This is a genomic window from Peptoanaerobacter stomatis, from assembly GCF_000238095.2.
Taxonomy (GTDB): Bacteria; Bacillota; Clostridia; order Peptostreptococcales; family Filifactoraceae; genus Peptoanaerobacter; species Peptoanaerobacter stomatis_A.
In genome coordinates, this window is record NZ_JH815225.1 from 350,864 (window position 1) to 373,428 (window position 22,565).

20 protein-coding genes and 1 tRNA gene are annotated in these 22,565 nt (G+C 27.5%); 9 read left to right on the top strand and 12 right to left on the bottom strand.

Going from position 1 to position 22,565, the window contains the following annotated elements:
- Nucleotides 1-380 precede the first annotated feature (380 nt).
- The 9 genes from HMPREF9630_RS01500 (at nt 381) to asnS (ending at nt 10,395) form a co-directional block, all read left to right on the top strand.
- Nucleotides 381-1,313: a phosphoglycerate dehydrogenase gene (locus HMPREF9630_RS01500; protein ID WP_009526779.1), complete on the top strand. Its 933-nt coding sequence runs from the start codon at nt 381-383 to the stop codon at nt 1,311-1,313.
- A gap of 4 nt (nt 1,314-1,317) precedes the next feature.
- On the top strand, nt 1,318-2,319 hold the full coding sequence (locus HMPREF9630_RS01505; protein ID WP_009526780.1) for a galactose-1-phosphate uridylyltransferase: 1,002 nt from the start codon (nt 1,318-1,320) through the stop codon (nt 2,317-2,319).
- A 144-nt stretch (nt 2,320-2,463) separates the two neighbouring features.
- The gene (locus tag HMPREF9630_RS01510) at nt 2,464-3,714 is read left to right on the top strand and encodes a competence/damage-inducible protein A (protein WP_009526781.1); all 1,251 of its coding nucleotides are present in this window, start codon (nt 2,464-2,466) and stop codon (nt 3,712-3,714) included.
- Nucleotides 3,715-3,923: 209 nt separating this feature from the next.
- On the top strand, nt 3,924-4,772 hold the full coding sequence (gene cdaA / locus HMPREF9630_RS01515) for a diadenylate cyclase CdaA (protein WP_009526782.1): 849 nt from the start codon (nt 3,924-3,926) through the stop codon (nt 4,770-4,772).
- Nucleotides 4,753-5,976: a CdaR family protein gene (locus tag HMPREF9630_RS01520; protein WP_009526783.1), complete on the top strand. Its 1,224-nt coding sequence runs from the start codon at nt 4,753-4,755 to the stop codon at nt 5,974-5,976. The genes cdaA and HMPREF9630_RS01520 overlap by 20 nt, the downstream gene beginning before the upstream one ends.
- Before the next feature lie 54 nt (nt 5,977-6,030).
- Nucleotides 6,031-6,564, top strand: a complete 534-nt coding sequence (gene lepB, locus HMPREF9630_RS01525) for a signal peptidase I (protein WP_009526784.1) — start codon at nt 6,031-6,033, stop codon at nt 6,562-6,564.
- Nucleotides 6,565-6,746: 182 nt separating this feature from the next.
- Entirely contained in the window at nt 6,747-7,445 is a 699-nt protein-coding gene (locus HMPREF9630_RS01530) for a pseudouridine synthase (protein ID WP_009526785.1), read from the top strand.
- 261 nt (nt 7,446-7,706) lie between these two features.
- Nucleotides 7,707-8,882, top strand: coding sequence for an iron-containing alcohol dehydrogenase (locus HMPREF9630_RS01535; protein ID WP_009526786.1), 1,176 nt, complete (start codon nt 7,707-7,709; stop codon nt 8,880-8,882).
- A gap of 121 nt (nt 8,883-9,003) precedes the next feature.
- Nucleotides 9,004-10,395, top strand: a complete 1,392-nt coding sequence (gene asnS / locus HMPREF9630_RS01540) for an asparagine--tRNA ligase (RefSeq protein WP_009526787.1) — start codon at nt 9,004-9,006, stop codon at nt 10,393-10,395.
- Nucleotides 10,396-10,545: 150 nt separating this feature from the next.
- On the opposite strand, the gene HMPREF9630_RS01545 is transcribed toward asnS, so the two are convergent.
- From HMPREF9630_RS01545 to HMPREF9630_RS01600, 12 genes are all read right to left on the bottom strand, one after another.
- A complete protein-coding gene (locus tag HMPREF9630_RS01545; RefSeq protein ID WP_009526788.1) occupies nt 10,546-11,535 on the bottom strand; it encodes a tyrosine-type recombinase/integrase in 990 nt (329 codons plus the stop codon).
- Nucleotides 11,536-11,732: 197 nt separating this feature from the next.
- Entirely contained in the window at nt 11,733-12,023 is a 291-nt protein-coding gene (gene spoVG / locus HMPREF9630_RS01550) for a septation regulator SpoVG (RefSeq protein WP_009526789.1), read from the bottom strand.
- A 136-nt stretch (nt 12,024-12,159) separates the two neighbouring features.
- A complete protein-coding gene (gene purR, locus HMPREF9630_RS01555; RefSeq protein WP_009526790.1) occupies nt 12,160-12,984 on the bottom strand; it encodes a pur operon repressor in 825 nt (274 codons plus the stop codon).
- Nucleotides 12,985-13,204: 220 nt separating this feature from the next.
- Nucleotides 13,205-13,291: transfer RNA gene (locus tag HMPREF9630_RS01560), tRNA-Leu, on the bottom strand.
- Between the two features lie 395 nt (nt 13,292-13,686).
- Nucleotides 13,687-14,646 carry a flagellin N-terminal helical domain-containing protein gene (locus HMPREF9630_RS01565; RefSeq protein WP_009526791.1) on the bottom strand — a complete coding sequence of 320 codons (960 nt, stop codon included), beginning with the start codon at nt 14,644-14,646 and terminating at the stop codon, nt 13,687-13,689.
- A 154-nt stretch (nt 14,647-14,800) separates the two neighbouring features.
- Nucleotides 14,801-15,085 (bottom strand): EscU/YscU/HrcU family type III secretion system export apparatus switch protein, encoded by a 285-nt coding sequence (locus HMPREF9630_RS01570; protein ID WP_009526792.1) that lies wholly within the window; start codon nt 15,083-15,085, stop codon nt 14,801-14,803.
- Between the two features lie 57 nt (nt 15,086-15,142).
- Nucleotides 15,143-17,662: a DUF6240 domain-containing protein gene (locus HMPREF9630_RS01575; RefSeq protein WP_009526793.1), complete on the bottom strand. Its 2,520-nt coding sequence runs from the start codon at nt 17,660-17,662 to the stop codon at nt 15,143-15,145.
- 306 nt (nt 17,663-17,968) lie between these two features.
- On the bottom strand, nt 17,969-19,084 hold the full coding sequence (wecB, locus tag HMPREF9630_RS01580; RefSeq protein ID WP_009526794.1) for a non-hydrolyzing UDP-N-acetylglucosamine 2-epimerase: 1,116 nt from the start codon (nt 19,082-19,084) through the stop codon (nt 17,969-17,971).
- Between the two features lie 4 nt (nt 19,085-19,088).
- Complete coding sequence (locus HMPREF9630_RS01585) at nt 19,089-20,138, bottom strand: glycosyltransferase family 4 protein (RefSeq protein ID WP_009526795.1); 1,050 nt, start codon at nt 20,136-20,138, stop codon at nt 19,089-19,091.
- Nucleotides 20,139-20,346: 208 nt separating this feature from the next.
- The gene (gene upp / locus HMPREF9630_RS01590; RefSeq protein WP_009526796.1) at nt 20,347-20,976 is read right to left on the bottom strand and encodes a uracil phosphoribosyltransferase; all 630 of its coding nucleotides are present in this window, start codon (nt 20,974-20,976) and stop codon (nt 20,347-20,349) included.
- A gap of 111 nt (nt 20,977-21,087) precedes the next feature.
- Entirely contained in the window at nt 21,088-21,531 is a 444-nt protein-coding gene (gene rpiB, locus HMPREF9630_RS01595; RefSeq protein WP_009526797.1) for a ribose 5-phosphate isomerase B, read from the bottom strand.
- A 14-nt stretch (nt 21,532-21,545) separates the two neighbouring features.
- Entirely contained in the window at nt 21,546-22,565 is a 1,020-nt protein-coding gene (locus tag HMPREF9630_RS01600; RefSeq protein ID WP_009526798.1) for an L-threonylcarbamoyladenylate synthase, read from the bottom strand.

Here is a 22,565-nt window from a genome sequence, read left to right on the forward strand (position 1 = left end):
AAAATTACTGCTATTATTTCAGCATATAGCATAATTATATTTGCGTATTGCTCTAAGTGTTATTTATCATTAAACATAATTACATAAAATTTAAAATTAAAATAATATATAAAACTACTGACATTTATGGTAAAATATAAATATTCAGTAGTTTTTTTATAAAATTTATACAAAAGTAATTATAGATTTTTTTGTCAGGTAATAATATAAATGCTAATATTCATTTAATAGGATAAAATTTATATAAGTTTTTTAATTTAAACATACTTAGGTTTATTCAGATAATTACTTTTTTAAAAATAAAAGTATCAATTATTTTATTAACTTTTAGTATAAAAAATTAACGATAATAAACAACATATAAATAGTGAGGGAAACATATGAAAGCTGTTTTTACAATAAAATACACTGATGAGCAGATAAAGATGATAGAAGATTTGGGATATGATGTAATTGTAAGAAATAAATTTTTAAATGAAGAAGATTATGATTGTGATGTACTTCATTGTTTTAAAACATTGACATCTGAGAATTTACATAAATTTGTTAACCTTAAACTTGTTCAACTTGCATCTATAGGATTTGAACACTTACCGAAAGAAGAATTATTAAAAACAGACATAAAGATATCAAATCAAAACGGAATATACTCAAAGCCTATTGGAGAGTGGATAGTATATAATATATTGCAAATAATAAAAAATGATAAAAAAATAATAGAAAATCAACAGTTGAAAAAATGGGAGTTTATAAGAGATGTTGATGAGCTTGATGGAAAAACACTTTTATTTCTTGGAACAGGCAGTATAGCAACAGAAGCTGCCAAAAGATTGTCAAATTTTGGTGTGAAAATAATAGGTCTTAACAGTAATGGCAGAGATATGGATTTTTTTGATGAATGTTACAGCTTAAGTGATATAGATAAATTTCTACACATATCGGACTTTATCATAAATGTGTTACCGGCAACTGACAAAACATATAATTATATTAATAAGGATTTACTGAAAAAATTCAAAAAAGGTACTAATTTTATCAATGTGTCAAGAGGTCTTGTTGTAAATGAAGATGATTTGCTTTGGGCTTTGAGAGAAGGTATTGTAAAAAATGCCTGCTTAGATGTTTTTGTAAATGAACCGCTTGATGTATCATCACCGTTTTGGGATATGGAAAATGTATATATTTCTCCGCATATATCTTGGAGTTCATCTAAAAAAAATGAAAGAGTTTTTGAAAATTTATATGATAATATGAAAAATTTTATAGAGAATAAACCGCTTAAAAATATTGTTGATTTGAAGAAAGGTTATTAATTTTATGTCTGAAATAAGACTGGATTTTGTAACAAAAAGAGCAGTAATATTTACGAATATAAGAGAAAATAAGCCCACTGATTTATGGGATAAAAACATAATGAATGTGTTTGAAAAGTTTGATGATATAGAATATTCTCCAAACTGTCCTTTTTGCGTAGGCAATGAGCATATGACACCTGAAAATCAGTATGACAGCGAAGAGAATTGGAAGGTTAAAATCATTCCAAATATGTATCCTATAATACAAACTGAAATGGAAATTAAGAGTATAAATAAGTTTTGTTATGTATCAACAGGAATACATGATGTTATAGTAGAAACTCCAAAACATAACGAAACCTATTTTACTATGGATTTAAATCAATTCAATATTATATATGAAAAGATACATAAAAGATATAAAGAACTTATAAATAATGATGATATAAGCTATGTAAGCTTGTTTAAAAATTATAAAATGCTTGGGGGAGCGTCTTTACAGCACTCTCACAGCCAAATATTAAGTTTGGATGCTATACCTATAAAATTAAACTATGAGATAAATTCTTCATATGAATATTATAAAGATAAACATTCTTGTCCGTATTGTGATATGTTGAACTTCGAAATGAAAGCTGAAAAACGTATAATTTATGAAAATGAGTATTTTATAGCATTAGAACCATATGCTTCAGCTTATAAATATGAAACCTGGATACTTCCTAAGAATCATATATCATCTTTTGAAAATGAAGAGAAAATTTCGTATCTATCAGAGATGTTGTATAAAGTATTCAATCTCTTATATAACACAATTGGAAATTTTCCATTTAATATGTATTTAAATTCACTTTTAAAAAATAAAACTGAATGTAAAGATTCATATCACTATTCATTTAGGATAATACCTAAAATAGCAGGAAGTGCAGGATTTGAAATGTCATCAGGTATAAGAGTAAATTCAGTGTATCCGGAAGATGCTGCTTATAATATACTTAAAAAAAATAATTTAATAAATATATAGAAATTATAATAAGTATATATTATAATTGTTGGTATATATATAAAATTTAATATGAATATAAGATTTTTTTAAGAATTATATTGTACAATGGATTAGATTTTTTAGAGGTTTAAAAAGAATAAATTTAATATTTTGGAGATATTTATGAAAGCAGAAATAATATCTGTAGGAACAGAATTATTATTAGGTGAAGTTGTAAATACAAATGCAAGCGATATAGCTAAAGCATTAAAAGAAATCGGAATATCGGTTTATAATATAGATACAGTAGGAGATAATCCTAAAAGATTGTATGAAGATATAGAAAAGGCATATGACAGAAGTGATATAATAATAACTACCGGAGGTTTAGGACCTACAAAAGATGACTTGACAAAAGATATTGTTGCCGATTTTTTGAAAGTTGATATGGTTCTTGATGAAAATGAAGTAGAAAAATTAAAAAACTATTTTAAAAATAGGAAAGATGAACTTAATGAAGGCAATATGACACAGGCATATTTTCCAAAAGGCTATGAAATACTTGACAATCCTAACGGAACAGCGAGTGGCTGTGTGATAAATAAAGACAATAAAATAATTATTGTAATGCCGGGACCTCCAAGAGAAATGAAGCCTATGCTCAAAAATTATGTCATACCATATCTTTCCAAATTATCCTCAAAATATTTTGCCAGTAAAACTATAAACGTTATCGGAATTGGCGAATCTAAAATGGAAGAAATGATTATGGAATTGATAAAACATCAAACTAATCCTACTATTGCTCCCTATTTCAAAGATAAAAGTCTTACTCTCAGAGTTATGGCATCAGATGATGATAAAAAAACTGCAGAAAATATGTTGTTACCTACAATAGAAAAAATAAAAAGCATATTAAATGACAACATATATGCTTACGGAGATGATTTAGCTATAGAAGACGTTGTTTGTAAATATCTTATGGATAACAATTTGACTGTATCAACAGTTGAATCTTGTACAGGTGGTATGCTATCATCAAGAATCATAAATATATCAGGTATAAGCAAATGTTTTAAAAGCGGTTATGTTACTTATTCAAATGAATCTAAAATTCAGCTTGGTGTAAGTGAAGATACATTGCAAAAATACGGTGCGGTATCAGAGCAAACGGCAATAGAGATGGCAACTGCTTGTGCAAAAAAATCAGGCTCCGATATAGCAATATCCACTACAGGTGTAGCAGGACCTGATGGAGGTAGCGAAGAAAAACCGGTAGGTTTAGTGTATATAGGATTATATATAAACGGACAGACTTATTGTAAAAAATTAAATATAGTAGGAAATAGGCAAAGAATAAGAAGAATAGCTACAAGTAATGCACTTGACTTTGTAAGAAGAACATTAAAAATGCCTATATATGAAATTAATTAATATTATTTTTGTAAATTATGTTTTAGAAAAATTTATTAAAAAGAATAACATATAAATAAAAAAATAAACATTTTATAAAATTTTTTATCTTAATAATAAAAGCTATTGGAAAGATTATTTTGATATAATAAATATGTGTATAATCATATAATCTTTTCGTTAATTTGTGATATTAAAATATAAATTATTATATAAAGGAGGGTAGTTATATGTGGTATGATGAATTTATATATCCTTTTATTGATTTGATAACGCATTTAAAGTTGACAGATATATTAGATATATTGATAGTTGCATACGTTTCATACAAATTATATGAACTTATAAAAGAAACAAGGGCAGAACAACTTGTTAAAGGGATATTTATAATAGTGATATCACTAAAATTATCCGAAGTTTTACAACTACATGCTGTTAATTGGATATTAAGAAATACGGTAACAGTTGGACTTATTGCGATTATTATAGTTTTTCAACCTGAACTTAGAAGAATATTGGAGTATATAGGTAGAACTAAATTAATTATGAAAAGCGATGAAGAAACCGCTAAACAAAAAGTTGATGTCATAAATGAAACTGTACAAGCTTGTCTGTCTTTGTCAAGACAGAGAATAGGTGCTTTAATAGTTTTTGAGAGAGAAACAGGTATAAATGAAATAATACAAACAGGTACAAAATTAAATGCGATAGTTTCAAGAGAATTACTAATAAATATATTTATTCCCAATACACCTCTTCATGACGGTGCAGTTGTCATAAGGAAAAATTCTATTATTGCGGCAGCCTGCTTTTTGCCACTTACAGAAAACAAAAATTTAAACAAAGAATTGGGTACAAGACATAGAGCCGCTCTTGGTATAACTGAAAAATCAGATTGTCTTTCGCTTGTGGTTTCAGAAGAAACAGGATATATATCTATTGCTATAAAAGGTAAGCTGTATAGAGATTTAAACGAAGAAAGGCTTAGAAATATGCTGAGTCAAAATCTCATAAGAAACAATAACAATAATGTTTTACAGCTAAAAAAAGGTGGAAAAAATGATGAAACAAAGTCATAAAAATTCTAATATAAAAATTCAATTAGCTTGTATATTTTTTGCCTTTTTTATGTGGGTATATGTTATGTCAGATTTAGATCCTATAGATACAAGAGATATTACATCCGTATCAATAAGCGTATCCAATTTGGATGAATTGGAGAAAAATAACCTTACTTTATCACCAAATCAAGAGCTAAAAGCAAATGTACAAATTAAAGGTAGACGCTCAGTAATAGCAAAAAAAGTAAAATTAGGTATAAAATTGCAAGCAATACTTGAAAATATCCAAGTAGGAAGTAATGAAGCAAAAATTGTAATGTCCGGAGATAATACAGATTTATCCTACACTATTACCCCAAGCAATATAAGTCTTAGTATAGAAGAAAAACAAGGAAAATCGGAAAAAATTCAAATAAAATCAATAGGTTCTCTTGCAGAAAATTATTATATTGATAATATAAAACTTTCAAAAGATAATATATATGTTTCAGGTCCGTCATCACTTATTGAAAAAATAAATAAAGTTGAAGTTGAATTGGACTTGGCTAATAATTCTAAAGATTTTTCAAAACTGACAAAAGTTAAAGTTTTGGACAGTGAAAACCATGAGATAGATGGTCTTAATATAGATGACTCCGATGTAATAGTCACTGTCACTCTAAAAAAAGAAAAAATTGTACCTATAAAGCTAAATATACAAAATGATGACAGCTTAAATATATCACAAGTAAGTATAAATCCTGAAACCATAAAAATTCAAGGTAAAGCTTCAAGAATAGACTCTATAACTCAAATAGAAACAAAAAAAATAATATCATCAGAGCTTTCTAATAATTCAGAGATGTTGGTAGAGTTAGATTTACCAAGTGATATTTATTCAGATGTCAAACAAGTTTCACTAATGGCATCTATAAAAAATGTAGAATCATCAAAAAAATATGAGTTTGATTATAAAAAAGAAGAAATACAAGTACTGTCAAATGATAATAATTACAATATTTCAATACCGGAAAATATAAAATTAACATTATATTCTGATGATACAGATATAAAAAAAGAAGATATAAATCTTTATATTGATGTTGCGACAATTAACGAAAATAGGGTAGATATAAAATATAAAACAGATAAAAGTGTTAAAAGCTTGGAAATAGTGCCTGAATATATTGAAGTTACTGCAAAAGAAAATGTTGAAACCAATCAAAACCAACCAAAACAATAATTAATATAATAATTTTTATCACAAGATATTATAAAATATAATTGGGAGAGATTTATGAGTGTTGAATTTAAAAAAGAATTTATTGAATGGATAAAAACCATAGTGTTTGCCGTTATATTAGCATTTTTAATAAGTTTTTTTATTACTCCTACAATAGTTAGAGGTGAATCTATGTATCCAACTTTACAAAATAGCAACTATCTTATAATAAATAAGACAGCTTATTGGTTTTCTAAACCTTCAAAAGGGGATATAATAGTCTTTAAATCTCATATAAAGGATGAAAACGGAAATGATAAAGATTTGGTAAAACGTGTAATAGGTGTACCAAACGACCACATAGTTGTAAGAGACGGGAATGTATATATAAATGATGAATTGCAAAGTGAAAACTATATTAACGGAGATTACACAGATGGAGATGTAGATATAGTTGTGCCTGAAGATGAAGTGTTTGCTATGGGAGATAACAGACCTAATTCATTTGACTCAAGAGCACAAGAAGTAGGTACAGTTAATATAAAAGATGAAATAATAGGTAAAGTGGTTGTAAGATTATATCCGTTTAATGAAATAACAAATTTTTAAGCAAAAATTCACTTTACTTACAATACAGTAAGGCATATTTCATACTAAAAACCATATAAATTATAATATTTCTAAATTTTATAATTGTTTTGAAAAAATATAACTTTTTAAAATATTATAATATATTTTTAATTAGTGTTTAGTATCAGTATAAATATTTTTTATAGAATTTAGGAGTTTTAATGAGAATAAATAAATTTATAGCTTCGAAAACATCATATTCAAGACGAAAAGCGGAGGAGCTTATACTTCAAAAAAAAGTTAAAGTAAATGGAGAAATATTAAATTCACTGTCATATTTAGTAAATGATGGTGATGAGGTGGAACTTGACGGAGATATAATATCAGATGTAAAAACAAAAAAATATTATTATTTATTCAATAAGCCTAAAAATGTGATTTCCAGTGTATCGGATAATTTCGGTAGATTATGTGTAACAGATTTTTTTCCAAGCGATATAAGTGTATATCCTGTAGGAAGATTGGATTATGACAGCAGTGGGCTGATATTAGTTACAAATGATGGAGATATAGCAAATAAACTTACTCATCCAAAAAGCCACATATCCAAAACGTATATAGTTACATTAAATGGCAGACTTAGTGAAAATCAGATGAAACAGTTTAGAGAGGGAATTTTATTGGACGGTAAAAAAACTTTACCGGCTGAAATAAGTTTGTATGATTTTAGCGAAAATTCATATAGAGTTGTATTATATGAAGGTAGAAACAGACAAATAAGAAATATGATTTCAGCTCTTGGAAGAGAAGTAAAAGAGTTGAAAAGAATATCGATAGGTAAAATTAAAATAGGAAGAATATCAGAAGGAAAATATAGAAAATTAACACCTGATGAACAAAAATATTTGTTTGAATTATAAAGCTCAATAAAATTTTTAACATACTTATATTATTTAAAAAAATAAGATTTTTTGTTATATTAAAGCTTTAAATTAATGTTAAAAATTTATAGAGATATATAGTTTTTGTGATTAATACTAAAATCCAATAGAGTTATAAAAAAATACTGCTTTGTAAATTTAATAAAATACAACGTTATTATAAGCTTCTTAATAAAATATCTATTATTATTCTATTAAGAAATTAGTATAACTTAAAATTAGAGAATAGGAGCGTTGGAAATGGCAATAGAAAATTTTATGTATCATAACCCTGTTAGAATACTTTTTGGAAAAGATCAAATTTCACAAATTTCAAAATATGTTCCTAAAGATAAGAAGATATTGATAGTATATGGTGGCGGTTCCGCTAAAAAATTTGGCACAATAGATAAGGTAAAAAAAGCTCTTGAAGGTTATAAAATAGGAGAATTTTCAGGAATACCGGCAAATCCTACTTATGAAAAGTCCATGGAGGCTGTAGAACTTATAAAAAAAGAAAATTATGATTTTATAATGGCAGTTGGTGGAGGCTCTGTTGTAGATGCTGTAAAATTTATTTGTGCAGCTGTGTTATTTGAAGGAGATCCTAAAGATTTATTTTTCTGGGGTAACAACGAACCTGCAGAAGTTAAAAATGCCTTACCATTTGGAGTTGTTTTAACTTTACCGGCTACAGGTTCAGAAATGAATGACGGCGCAGTAATAACTTTTGTAGAAAGACAAGCAAAATTATCTTTTGGTTCTCCATTGGTGCATCCTCAATTTTCAGTTTTAGATCCTGAGCTTACTTATACTCTTCCGAAACGTCAGTTGGCAAACGGAGTTGTTGATACTTATGTCCATGTAATGGAACAATATTTAACATATCCTGTAGATGCGAGAGTGCAAGACTATCACGCAGAAGGTGTACTTAAAACATTAATAGAGCTTGGAAGTGATATAGTTGATGAAAATAAACACAATTATGCAGTAAGAGCTAATTTTATGTGGGCGGCAACTAATGGACTTAACAGATTTTTAGCATGTGGTGTTCCTCAAGACTGGGCAACTCATATATTAGGACACGAAATAACAGAAAAATACGGTATAGATCATGGAAGAACTTTAGCAATAGTATTACCATCTCTTATGAATGTAATGAGAAATTCTAAAAAAGATAAAATACTACAATATGCAAAAAATATATTTAATATAACACAAGGTAGCGAAGATGAAAAAATAGATCAAGCAATACAAAAAACTGCCGAATTTTTTGAAAGTTTAGGTGTACCTACACATTTTAAAGATTATGAAATTGGTGAAGAAGCTGTAGAGATATTAACTAATCAACTTGAAAAACACGGTTTTACTAAGTTGGGAGAAAAAGGCGAAGTTAATTTGGAAAAAATAAGACTCATATATAAAGGAGCATTATAAAAATAATTTTTACAAAATAAATTATAAAAAATAGTTGTGTAGTTAATGTTTTTGCAATATAATATTAACTATGCAACTTGTTTTTTAGTTAGAAAAATTTACGTTAAAGAGGTTAATTAAAATGAAAGCAGTTTCAATTAAAGAAATATTTAAAAATTCACAAGATTATATAGAAAAAGATATAGCTGTACAAGGTTGGATAAAGACTGTCAGAGATTCAAATAAATTTGCGTTTATAGAATTAAATGATGGAACTTTTTTTAAAAATATTCAGATAGTATTGGAATCAAATAAATTTGAAAATTTCAAAGATATTGTGAAATATCCTATATCTACAGCTATAAAAGTAATAGGAAAGTTAGTCACTACACAAGCTGCAAAACAAGACTTTGAAGTAAATGCTATAAATGTTGAATTATTAGCTCCATCAACTGTAGATTATCCACTTCAAAAGAAAAGACATTCATTTGAATACTTGAGAACAATGGCACATTTAAGACCGAGAACAAATACTTTTTCTGCAGTATTTAGAATACGTTCATTAGCAGCTTTTGCAATACATAAATTTTTTCAAGAAAAAAATTTCGTATATGTACATGCACCTATAATAACAGCCTCTGACGCTGAAGGTGCAGGAGAAATGTTTCAAGTAACTACACTTGATATGAATAATTTACCTAAAAATGATAACGAAGTAGATTTTGGTAAAGATTTCTTCGGTAAAAAAACTAACCTTACAGTTAGTGGCCAATTAGAGGCTGAAATATATGCTTTGGCTTTTCAAAATGTTTATACTTTCGGTCCTACATTTAGAGCGGAAAACTCAAATACTGCAAGACATGCTGCAGAATTTTGGATGATAGAACCTGAAATGGCATTTGCAGATATCAATGACAATATGAATGTTGCTGAAGAAATGGTAAAATATATAATAAATTATTGTCTTGAAAATGCAAAAGAAGAGATGGAATTTTTCAACAGCTTTATAGACAAAGGATTATTTGATAGATTAAACAATATTGTAAATAGTAATTTTGAAAGAATAACTTATACAAAAGCTATAGAATTATTGGAAGAATCAGGTCAAAAATTCGATTATCCTGTAAAGTGGGGCATAGATTTGCAAACAGAACACGAAAGATATATAACAGAGAAAATATTCAAAAAACCTGTATTTGTAACTGATTACCCTCAAGAGATAAAGGCATTTTATATGAGAAGAAATGACGACGGCAAAACAGTCGCTGCCATGGATTTATTAGTACCGGGAGTTGGAGAGATAATAGGGGGCTCACAGAGAGAAGAAAGACTTGAAGTATTGGAACAAAGAATAAAAGAAAACAATCTTGATTTAGAAACATATTGGTGGTATTTGGAACTAAGAAAATATGGTGGAGTAAAGCATTCAGGATATGGTTTAGGATTTGAGAGAATGATAATGTATTTAACAGGTATGTCAAATATAAGAGATGTTATAGCTTTCCCGAGAACTGTAGGCAATGCAGAGTTTTAAAAAAATATAGTTTTAATATAATATTAAAAGTTTATGCACTTATTTAATGATATATTAGTATAAAAATAAGATTTATTAAGTTGAAACATATGATTACAGTTTCGCTTAATAAATCTTTATTTTTAATATATTTAAAAAATTTAATAGATATTAATACTTTATATTATTTTTCTTCATAGCGTCCATTAAATCTTGCTTATTTGAATGCGTATATATCTGTGTTGTAGATATTGAACTATGTCCCAATACTTCTTGAACGAGTCTTAAATTTGCTCCATTTTTCAAAAAATGAGTTGCAAAAGTATGGCGTAATTTATGCGGAGTTATATCTTTTCCTATGTTGGAATATGATATTATCTTCTTTAATGCGATTTGGATATATCTTGCCGATAATCTTTTGCCTTTGTGAGATACAAACAATGCATCATCATCGGTGTCCATAGCGTATCTGTATTCAAGATATTTTTCTATAAGGTTATCATTATCGTGCAATTCTTTTGCTAATTCCTCTATATTTATAGGCACTATTCTTTCTTTATTTCCTTTTCCGATAATTGATAAAAAATCAGTTTTTTTAGTCTTTTCCATATCGCCTATATCCAAAGATATAAGCTCTGAAATTCTAAGACCTGTATGAAGAAAAAGGTTTATTATAAAAAAATCTCTCGATTTAGCAAATTTATCTTTATAATAATCCATTATACTGTTGTTTATCTTCTGTATCTCATCTATTTCGAGATATGTAGGAAGTTTGCTTTTTACTTTTGATTTAGATTTTATTATGCTTTCTTTAGGAATAGGAGATTTTGTTAAAACTTCCGTTTCTATCAAGTACTCAAAAAATAATTTTAACACATATTTCTTTCTATTTATAGAAATCGTAGAGTTGCCTTTTTCTGAAACTAAATAAGAATAATAAATATTTATGTTTATTGGTTTTAAATTATTAATAGGTATCTTTTTTAACAATTCATTATTGTTTTTAAAATCAAAAAAAACTTTTAAATCTCTAAAATATGAGTATATAGTATTTTTGCTTTTACCGGCAGTATTAAGAGCGTTCAAAAAAGAAGTTATATAGTAAAAATCATCTTCAGAATAACTATCATCTAATTTAAAAATAAGTTCATTTATATTCATATAAACTCCTTGATCGTCGGTTTTATTATATAAGTATTTATAGTGTTATCTATTTTAAATTATATATGATTTTAATGTATTATTTGTTTTTGTTAATATTCATCTTTCCTACTTCGCATAATACATATTATGCGAAGTAGGAAAGATGAATATTAAAGTATAGCTCGACCATTTTAGTCAAGCTATACTTCGTTTTGTTATGCATGTACTTCGTTTTCAACTTCACTAGCTTTAACTTTAGCTTCTTCGTAAGCTTTCAGTATAGCTTCTTGAAGTTCGTTTCTTGATTCTGAGTTTATAGGATGCGCAATATCTCTAAACTCGTTATCATTAACTTTTCTGCTAGGCATAGCAATGAAAAGTCCGTTTTGTCCTTCTATTATTTTAATGTCATGAACAACGAATGTGTCATCAAAAGTTACAGAAACAATACCTCTCATTTTACCTTCTTCTGATAATTTTCTTACTCTTACGTCTGTGATTTTCATTTTAATACTCCTATCTTTGTTTGCTACTAATGATACTTAAATATATATTATGAACAAAAAACTAGCACCATTAATTAAAATATTAAGGTATATAAAATAGTTAAGTTTCTAAGAAACTTGAACTGTTTTAACTGAATTAAGACTCAAGTTGAGAAATTATTTTGCTTGACGGCTTGAGGATGTTTTTTCCATCTTGTTCTTCAAGCGAAATAAGATATTCATAATTATGTATTTTCTTAATTTCAGGCTCTTGGGTTGCTATTATGACTATGCTTGTTATAACTTCAACAGAAAACTCTTTCATCAAGTCATGCATACCTTTGATAGTTCCACCACCACGCATAAAATCGTCTAAAATTATAACTTTAGAACCTTTTTTGATGCTCTTTATAGGTAGCGACATAGTTTGTATCTTAGAATTATTTTTACCAGTTACATAGGTAATATTTATAGATGGACCTTCTGATATCTTGGTGTTCTTTCGTATTATCAGTAATGGTAAATTCATAATTTTGGCTGTCATTATCGCCATAGGTATTCCTTTTGTCTCAATAGTGACCAAATAATCAGCTTCAGAATAATTAACTATAGAAGCAAATATTTTTCCTATTTTTTCTACTACAAAAGGGTCATATATCAGGTCGATTAAATATAAAAATCTTCCAGGCAAAATCCTTTCTTTAGATGATAATCTTTCGCAAAGTGAATTCAAAAACGTAATACACTCATCTTTATATATAGTCGGTATGTATTTTACTCCACCGGCTGCCCCGGGTATAGTTACAACTCTGCCCAATTTTTGCTCATCAAATATAGCTTTTATAGATGATATATCTGAACTTATAGTTGATTTTGCGGAAAAGAAACGTTCAGCAAAATAATTGAATGTCAAAATTTTATTGGGATTATCAGATAAAATTTTAGCTATCGCAGCTAATCTATGAGCTTTTTTTAATTTCATAAACTGAGCCTTTCTTTAAACATCATCAAAAGAATATACATTCTTAACAATTTTGCATATTTTTTCTAAAATGAGTATAATTACAAACATTTTATGGTTTAATTATATCAAAAAAAAATATATATTTCAAGAGGTTATCGATTTTTTTATCAAAATTGATAAAAATAAAAAAAAGAGAAAGCTACACAATGCAACTATCTCTATTGTCAATACTTATAAATGGTGCCGAAAGCGGGAGTCGAACCCGCACGATATTGCTACCGCTGGATTTTGAGTCCAGTGCGTCTGCCAATTCCGCCATTTCGGCAAGCTACTCGTATATTATATTATTTTATATTAGATACGTCAATACTTTTTTATAATATTTTATTAAAAATTTTAGAAATTTTATTTTTATATTATATGATACTATTTAACTTATATTTAAATAATCTTTAAATTTTTAAATATCCTTTGTGTTATAATCGTTAAGTTATTTACCAATCAGATAGCAGATATAGACATATAATAATTGAAAGAAATACTAATCAGCATCATTATTTCTATTTCTATCAATGTATTATAACACATTTTAAATCTTTTTCAAGAACTTGTTCTTAATGTAAACTCAGCCTTTATAGAAAAATAAAACTATATTATATTTTAACAAAAAAATAGATAAATTATCAGCATATGCCTCAAATTTATCTATTTTATCGTATCTTATGATTCTAAAAGTTTTAAAACAGTCTGTGGAAGTTGATTTGCTTGGGCAAGCATTGATGTACCGGCTTGTTGCAATATATTATATTTAGTAAATTCTGTCATTTCTTCAGCCATATCAGCATCTTCTATTCTCGACATTGATGAAGTTACATTTTCTTCTGCTGCATCAATGCTCTTTATGTTATGTTCAAATCTATTTTGTGCAGCTCCCAATATAGAACGTATTTCTGATATTTTTGATATGGCATTACTATATACAGCAATTGCAGCGTTAGCTGTTTTTTGTGAAGTTATATCCAATGAATATTCAGGAATTGTATCATCATAACGAGGGACAACATTAGCTATTGTTGTGTATTTGGCGTCTGTGACATGATTAGGTAAGTTAGATAAATCATCTACAGGGCCGCCAGAAACTTGTCCGGATATTTTAAGAGTAAATGCTGACATTTCCTGAAATTCTATATCCACCATTTGTTTTGCGTTGGCTCCGGCTTGTACAGGAATATTCATTGTAGGTTTATAGGTACCATCTTCATTTTTTGGAGAAAACATCTTCATTTGATTAAATTCTGTAGTTTTACCTATACGACTTATTTCCGATGTAAGTTGATTTATTTCTTTTTGTATAGCTTCCCTATCTTCTATATTATTAGTATCGTTTGATGATTGTACGGATAGCTCTCTCATTCTTTGTAGCATAGAATGTACTTCATTTAAAGCACCTTCTGCTGTTTGTATTAAAGATATACCGTCTAATGAATTTTTTGATGCCATTTTAAGCCCTGAAGATTGTAATGCCATCTTTTTTGCTATAGCATATCCTGCTGCATTGTCAGCCGCCCTATTTATTTTTTTACCTGATGATAATCTTTCTAATGCTGTTTTTTGTTTTAAACCTGTTGCCATAAGATTTCTTACAGAATTCATTGCTAAAATATTTGTATTTAATTTCATATTTATAGTCCTTTCATACGATATTTTATATCATTTTAGCTTATATAATTAATTTTCAGAATATAACTATTGTATAATTTTATATTTTAGTTTTTTGTAAATTTTAAAAATAACTATTATAATTCTGATTTTTTATTATTTTTAACGGTATTTATCACTTTTTTATGTTTTTTTCAAGGCTGTCTATATATTGTAGCACTTTTGATACTATTTCATATAATTCTTGTGGTATTTCCTCACCTATGCTTAGAGCCATAAGATTTTCCAACAATTCTTCATCAAAATACGTATCTATGCCATCTATTTTTGCTTTTTCAAGCATATTTTGTGCTACATATCCTCTACCTTTAGCATTTACTATAGGTGCATTCATAGTTTCGTTATATTCTAATGCGACCGCTTTTTTGTTTAATATTTCTTTCTCTCCGTTAGTATCCATAATCTTCCTTTAATATATCGTTATTTTTTCTATATATTTTAGTTTAATGATAAAAAATTATATAAAAAAGTCTACTTTACTATTTATATCTCTTGTATTTTCATTTACAAATGAAATTTTAGCTTTATTTTCCGGTGATATAAGATCTATAAAATCTATATCATATCCTAATGAGTTCAAACTGTTGTCTAATGATTGCAAATTAGATTTTATAGCTGATACGGACTCATCATTTCCTGATATTTTTATTGATAATTTTTTGTTATCTACTTTTATATAAAATCCCATTTTCCCTAAATTTTTTGTGTTTAAATCTATTAGTACGCTCATATCATTAGGGTCTATATTGCCTTTTTTATTTTTTTTGGTTTTTGCATATACATTGGCATTTGATGATTCACCATTCATATAAAATGGTATTTGTATCATTTCATTTTTTGATGACATTTTGTAAGTTTCTCTTATGTTCTCTTTTATTTCATTGAGATATTTATTGAATACTTCTTTGTCCTTGCCTTGTGATTTTGATATTATTTGCTCCATTTCTTTAATATGTTTATATATTTGCTCTATGTTTTTTCTAAAATCATCTTTTGTAAATGTATGATTTTCTTTTAATATATTTTCTATTTTTTTTGAAATTTGTTTTAATTCTTTAAAATCTTTTTCTTTGATTTCATTTAACATATATTTTATACTGTCAATATAATTACCTGTATTATTTTCTAAATCAAATGATTTTTTTATATTTTTCAGTGTAAATTCACTTTGAGCAGCTACTATATTTGATGATATGTTATTGATTGTATAATCGTTTAAATGTGATAATTTTTCAAATGTTTTGGATTGTTTTATCGTTTGACTTTGAATTAAAGCACTTACTTGTCTTATATCGCTTGTATATGGATCTATTCCGTTTGTTATCATCTGATTTATATGAGTAGCTCTTAAATTCATTCGCATATATTCGTAATGCTTTATTATGCCATTTTGAACTTCCGTTTTGCTTTCATATTTCACTTCATATTCTAATGATTGCAATTTAGAATTTGAGTTATCGTTAAATATAGAATGTTTTTGTGCTAAATATTGCAAAGATATATTGTTGTGTTTATAATCTATGCGGTTAAAATCTATGTTTTCAAGATTGTTTAGCACTATTGACGCTTTTATAGATACTTTATTTTCGTAGCTAAAAAAACTTGTTTGATTAGAAAATAATTTGTCATATAAATCTTTTCCAACTTTACTTGAATATAAAATTGATTTTACAGATATGTTTTTTAATATTGTATTTGAATTTATCTGTTTGATTGCATCTATAAGATTTTTTGTCAAATCCATTTGCTCGTCTGTGAGTTGTAAATTGTCAACATTTTGCAATTCGTTTATTATAGATGTTATTTCTTTTAGTAATTGTTTTATGTCCATAGATGATATATCTACACCTGATTTTATGAGCATACCTGCCACATTTTTGTCCATCAATTCTTGTATTTGTGATAATACTTCTCTTATTTCTTTAATTTCTTCAACATTTTCTTTGTTTATCTGAGAATTATTTTTTAGTATAGCTTTTGCAATATCTATATCTTTTTTGTCTATTCCTATTTTTTCTAATAAATTTTCTATATCAGGCGTCATTTTTTCTATATCTTCGTCTGTAAGAGTATTTGTAATATTTTCTGTATATTTTACAGACGAAACTGATACAGATGATGTGGTTATATAATTTTTTACTTTATAAAGTAAGTCTATAGATACGTTACTGTCATCTACTTCTAATGTTTTTATTATATTATCATTATTTATTTCTTTTAAATCATATAACTTGGAAAATGTATCGTATATCTTATCTACATTTTCTTTTGTTATTTCAATGTCATTTTTCTTTAGGCTTATTATTATATCTTGGATGTCTTTACCCATTTGTGAGCTGTACAGCTTTGTTGAAATATCTCGTGCTTCATCATATGATATAGTTTTATTAACTTTATTTTCTAATGCTGATATTTTTTTATCTTGCAATATAGACTCATCTTTTACTATTTTATCTAATTGCGATAACGGAATATTTTCTATGTCATATCCTTTATTCATAAGCATTGCAAGTGTGTTAAGATTTATGTTTTGCGTGAAATCTGTCAAGCTGTTTTTTATGGTTGCAAATCTTAATATATTTTCTTTTGTGACTGGTATTTCACTATTTTTTAGGTTTTTAAGTGCGTCTATGTTTTCTTTTGTAGGTTGTAAATCTTCTTTTTTCAGCTCTTCTATTTCTTTTTTTTCTCTTTCTTTTTCTTTTTCCAAAGATTCATTGCTTATTTTTGTTATAGTTTCTATCTCAGATTTTTTTATAGTGAGCATTTCTCCTTGTTTTACACTGAGATTATTTTTGGTCACTACATCAAATATCTCCTTAGTTTTGTTATCTCCTAACTGTATTCTTATGTTTTTGCCGTCTTTTTTTATTATTGAGCCTTTTATTATCGTGTTTGATGAGGCAATATCTTCATATGGATTTGAGGTTATTTTTTTGTCTAAATTTGCCTTATTGTTATATAGCGTATTAATCATTTACTGCCCTCTTTTCTTAATATTCCATCATACAATAATCATATATAAAATAGATTTGTTTATTTCTTGATTTTATTTTAATGTCTATTTAAAAATAATTATCTTTTTATCAGATATCCTGATATATAATTGTTAATAGAATATAAAAACTCTTTTACATATTTATCGGAATAACAAACAAAATTTTAAAGTCTTATGTAAATAAAAATAATCGACCATCTTCTTGATAATCGATTATTTTTATTTAAAAACTATTTTTTATCTTAAATACAAGTTGAAGAAATTTTATAAAACGTATATTTTGATTTATCTATATATGTGTTTTATAAAATCTATTATTCTGTCACAAGCTTTTCCGTCTCCATAAGGATTTACTGCATTTGCCATTTGTTTGTATGATTTTTCATCTTTAAGCAATATATTTGCTTCTTTATATATATCATTTTTGTCAACTCCTACAACTTTTACAGTACCAGCTTTCACTGCTTCAGGACGTTCAGTTTCAGTTCTTAGAACCAATACAGGTTTTCCAAGTGAAGGTGCTTCTTCTTGTAATCCTCCTGAATCTGTCATAATAAAATATGATTTATTCATTAGATTGGCAAATTCTTCATATTCAAGCGGTTTTATAAGAGCAACATTGCTTGCAGTAAATTTTTCGTTTGCTAATTTTACTATAGCAGGATTCATATGCACAGGATATACTATCTGGATATCATTATTTTCCTCAGCGATTTTATTTAGAGCAAAGAATATATCTTCCATAGGCTTACCCCAGTTTTCTCTCCTATGACAAGTAAGCAAAATTATTTTTTTTGAAAAATCTATATTTTTAAAGTCTTCTTTTGAGAAATCAAAATCATCTTTTATTACACTATGAAGCGCATCTATAACCGTATTACCTGTTGTAATTATATTTTTTTCTGAAATATATTCTCTTAACAGATTGTATTTATTGTTTTTTGTAGGTGCAAAATGGTATGTGGCAATAGAGCCTATCAATTTTCGGTTCATTTCTTCCGGATAAGGAGAATATATATTGCCTGTTCTAAGCCCTGCTTCTATATGTCCTACAGTAACTTTTTCATAAAATGCTCCAAGTGCAGCAGAAAAACTTGTCGAAGTATCGCCGTGTACAAGTAATAGATCAGGTCGGAACTTATTTTGTATTATTTCGCAAGTACCGTATATTACTTTTGATGTTATATCTTGTATTGTTTGTCCGTGTTTCATTATATTCAAATCGTAATCAGGCTTGATGTTGAATATTTCTAAGACGCTGTCAAGCATTTGTCTATGTTGACCTGTTACCAAAACTTTTGACTCAAAAATATCATCGTTGTACAATTTTTTTACAAGAGGTGCCATTTTTATAGCTTCCGGTCTTGTGCCGAAAACCGACATAATTTTTATTTTATTCATGAGATTAACCTTTTTTTAGAATTTTAAATTTAAGAGTAACAAAAATTATAAGTATTATATCCACTACCAAAATAAATAAAGAAAATCTTCTTCCTGTTTCTGATATAAAATATGCACTAAGTCCTAATATAACGCTCATCATATATAATATCAGTACCGTTTGTTTTTGTGATAATCCGTTATTCAATAGTCTGTGATGAAGATGTCCTTTATCAGCCTGCATTATAGGCTGTTTATTCTTTGCACGTCTTAATATTGCAAATGCTGTATCAAATATAGGTATGCCTAATGTCAATATAGGTATAAATACTGCAAGTGTTGCAGCGGATTTTATTGTTGCAGTCATTGATATAACTGCAAGAGTAAATCCTAAAAATAATGCTCCTGTATCACCCATAAATATTTTTGCAGGATTGAAATTAAATGGCAAAAATCCTAAAATACTTCCTATTAATGAGATTAACAACAATGTATGGAAATAATCTCCATTTTTAAAAAGTATCAATGCAAGAGTAGTGGATGATATTGCAGATATTCCTGCTGCTAAACCGTCAAGACCGTCTATTAGATTAACTGTATTAGTTATACCTACTATCCAAAATACAGTTATAGGTATGCTCATATATCTTAAAAACAGATAATGCATCGGCATCATAGGGTTTGCAAGATATTCAATTTTTATAGCAAAAACTGCAACAATCGAAGCAGCTACTATTTGGATAAAAAATTTAAGTTTTGCATTCAAATCTTTAATATCATCTACAACACCCATAATTAAAATTATAAAAAGTGCAATAAACAGTACTATCAACTCTTTGTTCATAGAATTGAAGAAAATTGTAGTAACAAAAAATGAAAATGCTATTGATATTCCTCCAAGTCTTGGAATTGGAACTTTATGCACTCTTCTATTATCTTTTGGAACATCTATCGCACCTATCTTATGTGCCAATTTTATTACAAACGGAGTTGCAAAGCATGAAAGTACAATAGAAAATATAAATGATATTATAAATAATTGTGTTGTTGACAACACATATTTGAGTCCGAACATACACTCCTCCTATAGTTATTGATTTAATCAAACATTTTGATTAAATTTTGTAGTGTATATCAAATCTTTTTTATTTATATTTATAAAGTAAATATAAAACATTGTAAATCTTTAATAATGAATTATTATTTTATTAATGTTTTAGAAAATATTTTAATGAGATTATCATCATATTATAATAAATTTGTTATAATTTATTTATAAATAACTATTTTGTTCCGAATATTCTATCTCCGGCATCTCCCAAGCCTGGAACTATATAACAATCTTCATTCAATTTTTCATCAAGCGATGCCAAATATATATCTATATCAGGATGATCTGTCTGAACTCTTTTTACACCTTCAGGACAACCGACAAGACATACAAGCCTTATAGATTTTATATTTTTGTTTTTTAACAATGTTATGGCTGCACTTGCAGAACCTCCTGTTGCAAGCATCGGATCTACCAATATAAAATCTCTTTGGGCAACATCTTGTGGCAATTTGCAAAAATATTCCACCGGTTCTTTTGTAACAGGATCACGATAAAGTCCTATATGACCTACTTTTGCTTGTGGTACAAGTTCCAATATTCCGTCAACCATACCTATACCTGCTCTCAATATAGGAACTACAGCCATTTTTTTGCCTCGCAACATCTTTGCTTTTGTTTTGCAAATAGGTGTTTCTATTTCTACATCTTCAAGCGTCAAATCTCTTGTAACTTCATATACCATCAACATTCCTATTTCTTTTACAAGTTGTCTGAAAAGACCTGAACCTGTATTTTTATTTCTTGCTATTGCAATTTTATGCTGTATTAAAGGATGATCTAATATAGTTAATTTAGACATATAATTACTCCTTGTTTATGTATTTTTATAGTCAATTATTTTCTTTGTAAATTATAATATTTTTTAAATATTTTTGACTTTTTATAGTATTTTCTTCTGCTTGGGTAAAATTTATATTTCATTTTCAAAAGACATCAACTTATTAACACGTCTTTCGTGTCTGTCGCCTTCGAACTTTGCACTTAAAAATCTATCTACTATTTCAAATGCTATTTCTACACCGACAGTTCTGCCACCTAAAGAAATCATATTACAGTTGTTGTGTTCTACACATTTACTTGCACTGTATGTATCAGATAAATTTGCACATCTTATACCTTTTATCTTGTTGGCAGCTATTGATATGCCTATGCCTGTACCACAAAACAAAATACCTTTGTCTACTTCTTTATTCAAAACGGCTTTAGCCACTATCTTTGCATAATCCGGATAATCTACAGATTGATTTTCATATATCCCATAATCAATACATTCATATCCTTTATCCTGAAGATATTTTAAAACTTGTTTTTTCAGTTCAAAACCACCATGGTCACAGCCAAATCCTATTTTCATACATAACCTCTTTTCTAAATTATTTTATATCCGGATGCCTTTTTCATTCTATCCATTATTGAAAACTCCAACTCAGTATCAGACATATTTATAAAATATGCTTTGTCAAAATTTTCTTTGTCAAGTTGTCTTAACACCTTAAATATATTCTTTGCCGCTGTAATGTCATCTTTTCCAAGCGAGATAAAATTGTTAAATAAACTTTGATATTCTTCTTTGCCTATTACAACGCTTTTTTTATTAGATAAATTATCTTTTTTTATAAGATCATATATTTTTTCTATTTTATTATCTCCATCTACTATATAGACTTCACAATTAGGACTATAATGTTTATATTTCATACCAGGTGATTTTGGCTTAGCTGTATTGTCTTTAAGATTTGTATCAATATGCACATCTTCATTTATAACTCGTTCTATGTCTGACTTTGTTACAAATCCCGGTCTTAATATGACTATATTATCACCTGTTGTGTCTATAACAGTAGATTCTATACCAATTGAAGAATTATTGTCAAGTATTATCATGTCAACCTTTCCTTCAAATTCTTCTTTTATAAATTCTTCGGATGTTATTGATGGACGTCCTGATATATTGGCTGAAGGAGCCGCTATAGGAACGCCACTTTCTTTTATAATTTTATTTGCAATAATATTTGAAGGCATTCTAACAGCCACAGTATCTAATCCGCCTGTAGTTCTATATGGCACATTTGACGATTTATTTAAAATTAATGTCAATGGACCTGGCCAAAATGCAGATATTATTTTTTCTATCCTGTTATCAATATTTACACCTAAAGTGTATATATCTTTTTCATCCGCTATATGAACTATAAGAGGATTATCTGAAGGTCTGCCTTTGGCGTTATATATCCTACTTGCAGACTTTTCATTTAAAGCATTTGCTCCTATTCCGTACACAGTTTCTGTAGGAAATATAACAAGCCCTCCTGCTCTTATTATTTCGGCAGCTCTTTTTACAGTTATGTCAGCATTATATTTGTCTATTTTTATTATTTGTGTAAACAT

Bases quoted from the DNA above. Each gene is read 5' to 3' on its own strand.
- HMPREF9630_RS01575 (WP_009526793.1), bottom strand. From the start codon at position 17,662: ATGATTAATACGCTATATAACAATAAGGCAAATTTAGACAAAAAAATA.
- wecB (WP_009526794.1), bottom strand. From the start codon at position 19,084: ATGAATAAAATAAAAATTATGTCGGTTTTCGGCACAAGACCGGAAGCT.
- HMPREF9630_RS01510 (WP_009526781.1), top strand. From the start codon at position 2,464: ATGAAAGCAGAAATAATATCTGTAGGAACAGAATTATTATTAGGTGAA.
- HMPREF9630_RS01520 (WP_009526783.1), top strand. From the start codon at position 4,753: ATGATGAAACAAAGTCATAAAAATTCTAATATAAAAATTCAATTAGCT.
- HMPREF9630_RS01585 (WP_009526795.1), bottom strand. From the start codon at position 20,138: ATGTTCGGACTCAAATATGTGTTGTCAACAACACAATTATTTATAATA.
- purR (WP_009526790.1), bottom strand. From the start codon at position 12,984: ATGAAATTAAAAAAAGCTCATAGATTAGCTGCGATAGCTAAAATTTTA.
- rpiB (WP_009526797.1), bottom strand. From the start codon at position 21,531: ATGAAAATAGGATTTGGCTGTGACCATGGTGGTTTTGAACTGAAAAAA.
- HMPREF9630_RS01545 (WP_009526788.1), bottom strand. From the start codon at position 11,535: ATGAATATAAATGAACTTATTTTTAAATTAGATGATAGTTATTCTGAA.
- spoVG (WP_009526789.1), bottom strand. From the start codon at position 12,023: ATGAAAATCACAGACGTAAGAGTAAGAAAATTATCAGAAGAAGGTAAA.
- HMPREF9630_RS01505 (WP_009526780.1), top strand. From the start codon at position 1,318: ATGTCTGAAATAAGACTGGATTTTGTAACAAAAAGAGCAGTAATATTT.
- HMPREF9630_RS01565 (WP_009526791.1), bottom strand. From the start codon at position 14,646: ATGAAATTAAATACAAATATTTTAGCAATGAATTCTGTAAGAAATCTT.
- HMPREF9630_RS01530 (WP_009526785.1), top strand. From the start codon at position 6,747: ATGAGAATAAATAAATTTATAGCTTCGAAAACATCATATTCAAGACGA.
- HMPREF9630_RS01535 (WP_009526786.1), top strand. From the start codon at position 7,707: ATGGCAATAGAAAATTTTATGTATCATAACCCTGTTAGAATACTTTTT.
- lepB (WP_009526784.1), top strand. From the start codon at position 6,031: ATGAGTGTTGAATTTAAAAAAGAATTTATTGAATGGATAAAAACCATA.
- HMPREF9630_RS01570 (WP_009526792.1), bottom strand. From the start codon at position 15,085: ATGGATACTAACGGAGAGAAAGAAATATTAAACAAAAAAGCGGTCGCA.
- upp (WP_009526796.1), bottom strand. From the start codon at position 20,976: ATGTCTAAATTAACTATATTAGATCATCCTTTAATACAGCATAAAATT.
- HMPREF9630_RS01500 (WP_009526779.1), top strand. From the start codon at position 381: ATGAAAGCTGTTTTTACAATAAAATACACTGATGAGCAGATAAAGATG.
- HMPREF9630_RS01600 (WP_009526798.1), bottom strand. From the start codon at position 22,565: ATGTTTACACAAATAATAAAAATAGACAAATATAATGCTGACATAACT.
- asnS (WP_009526787.1), top strand. From the start codon at position 9,004: ATGAAAGCAGTTTCAATTAAAGAAATATTTAAAAATTCACAAGATTAT.
- cdaA (WP_009526782.1), top strand. From the start codon at position 3,924: ATGTGGTATGATGAATTTATATATCCTTTTATTGATTTGATAACGCAT.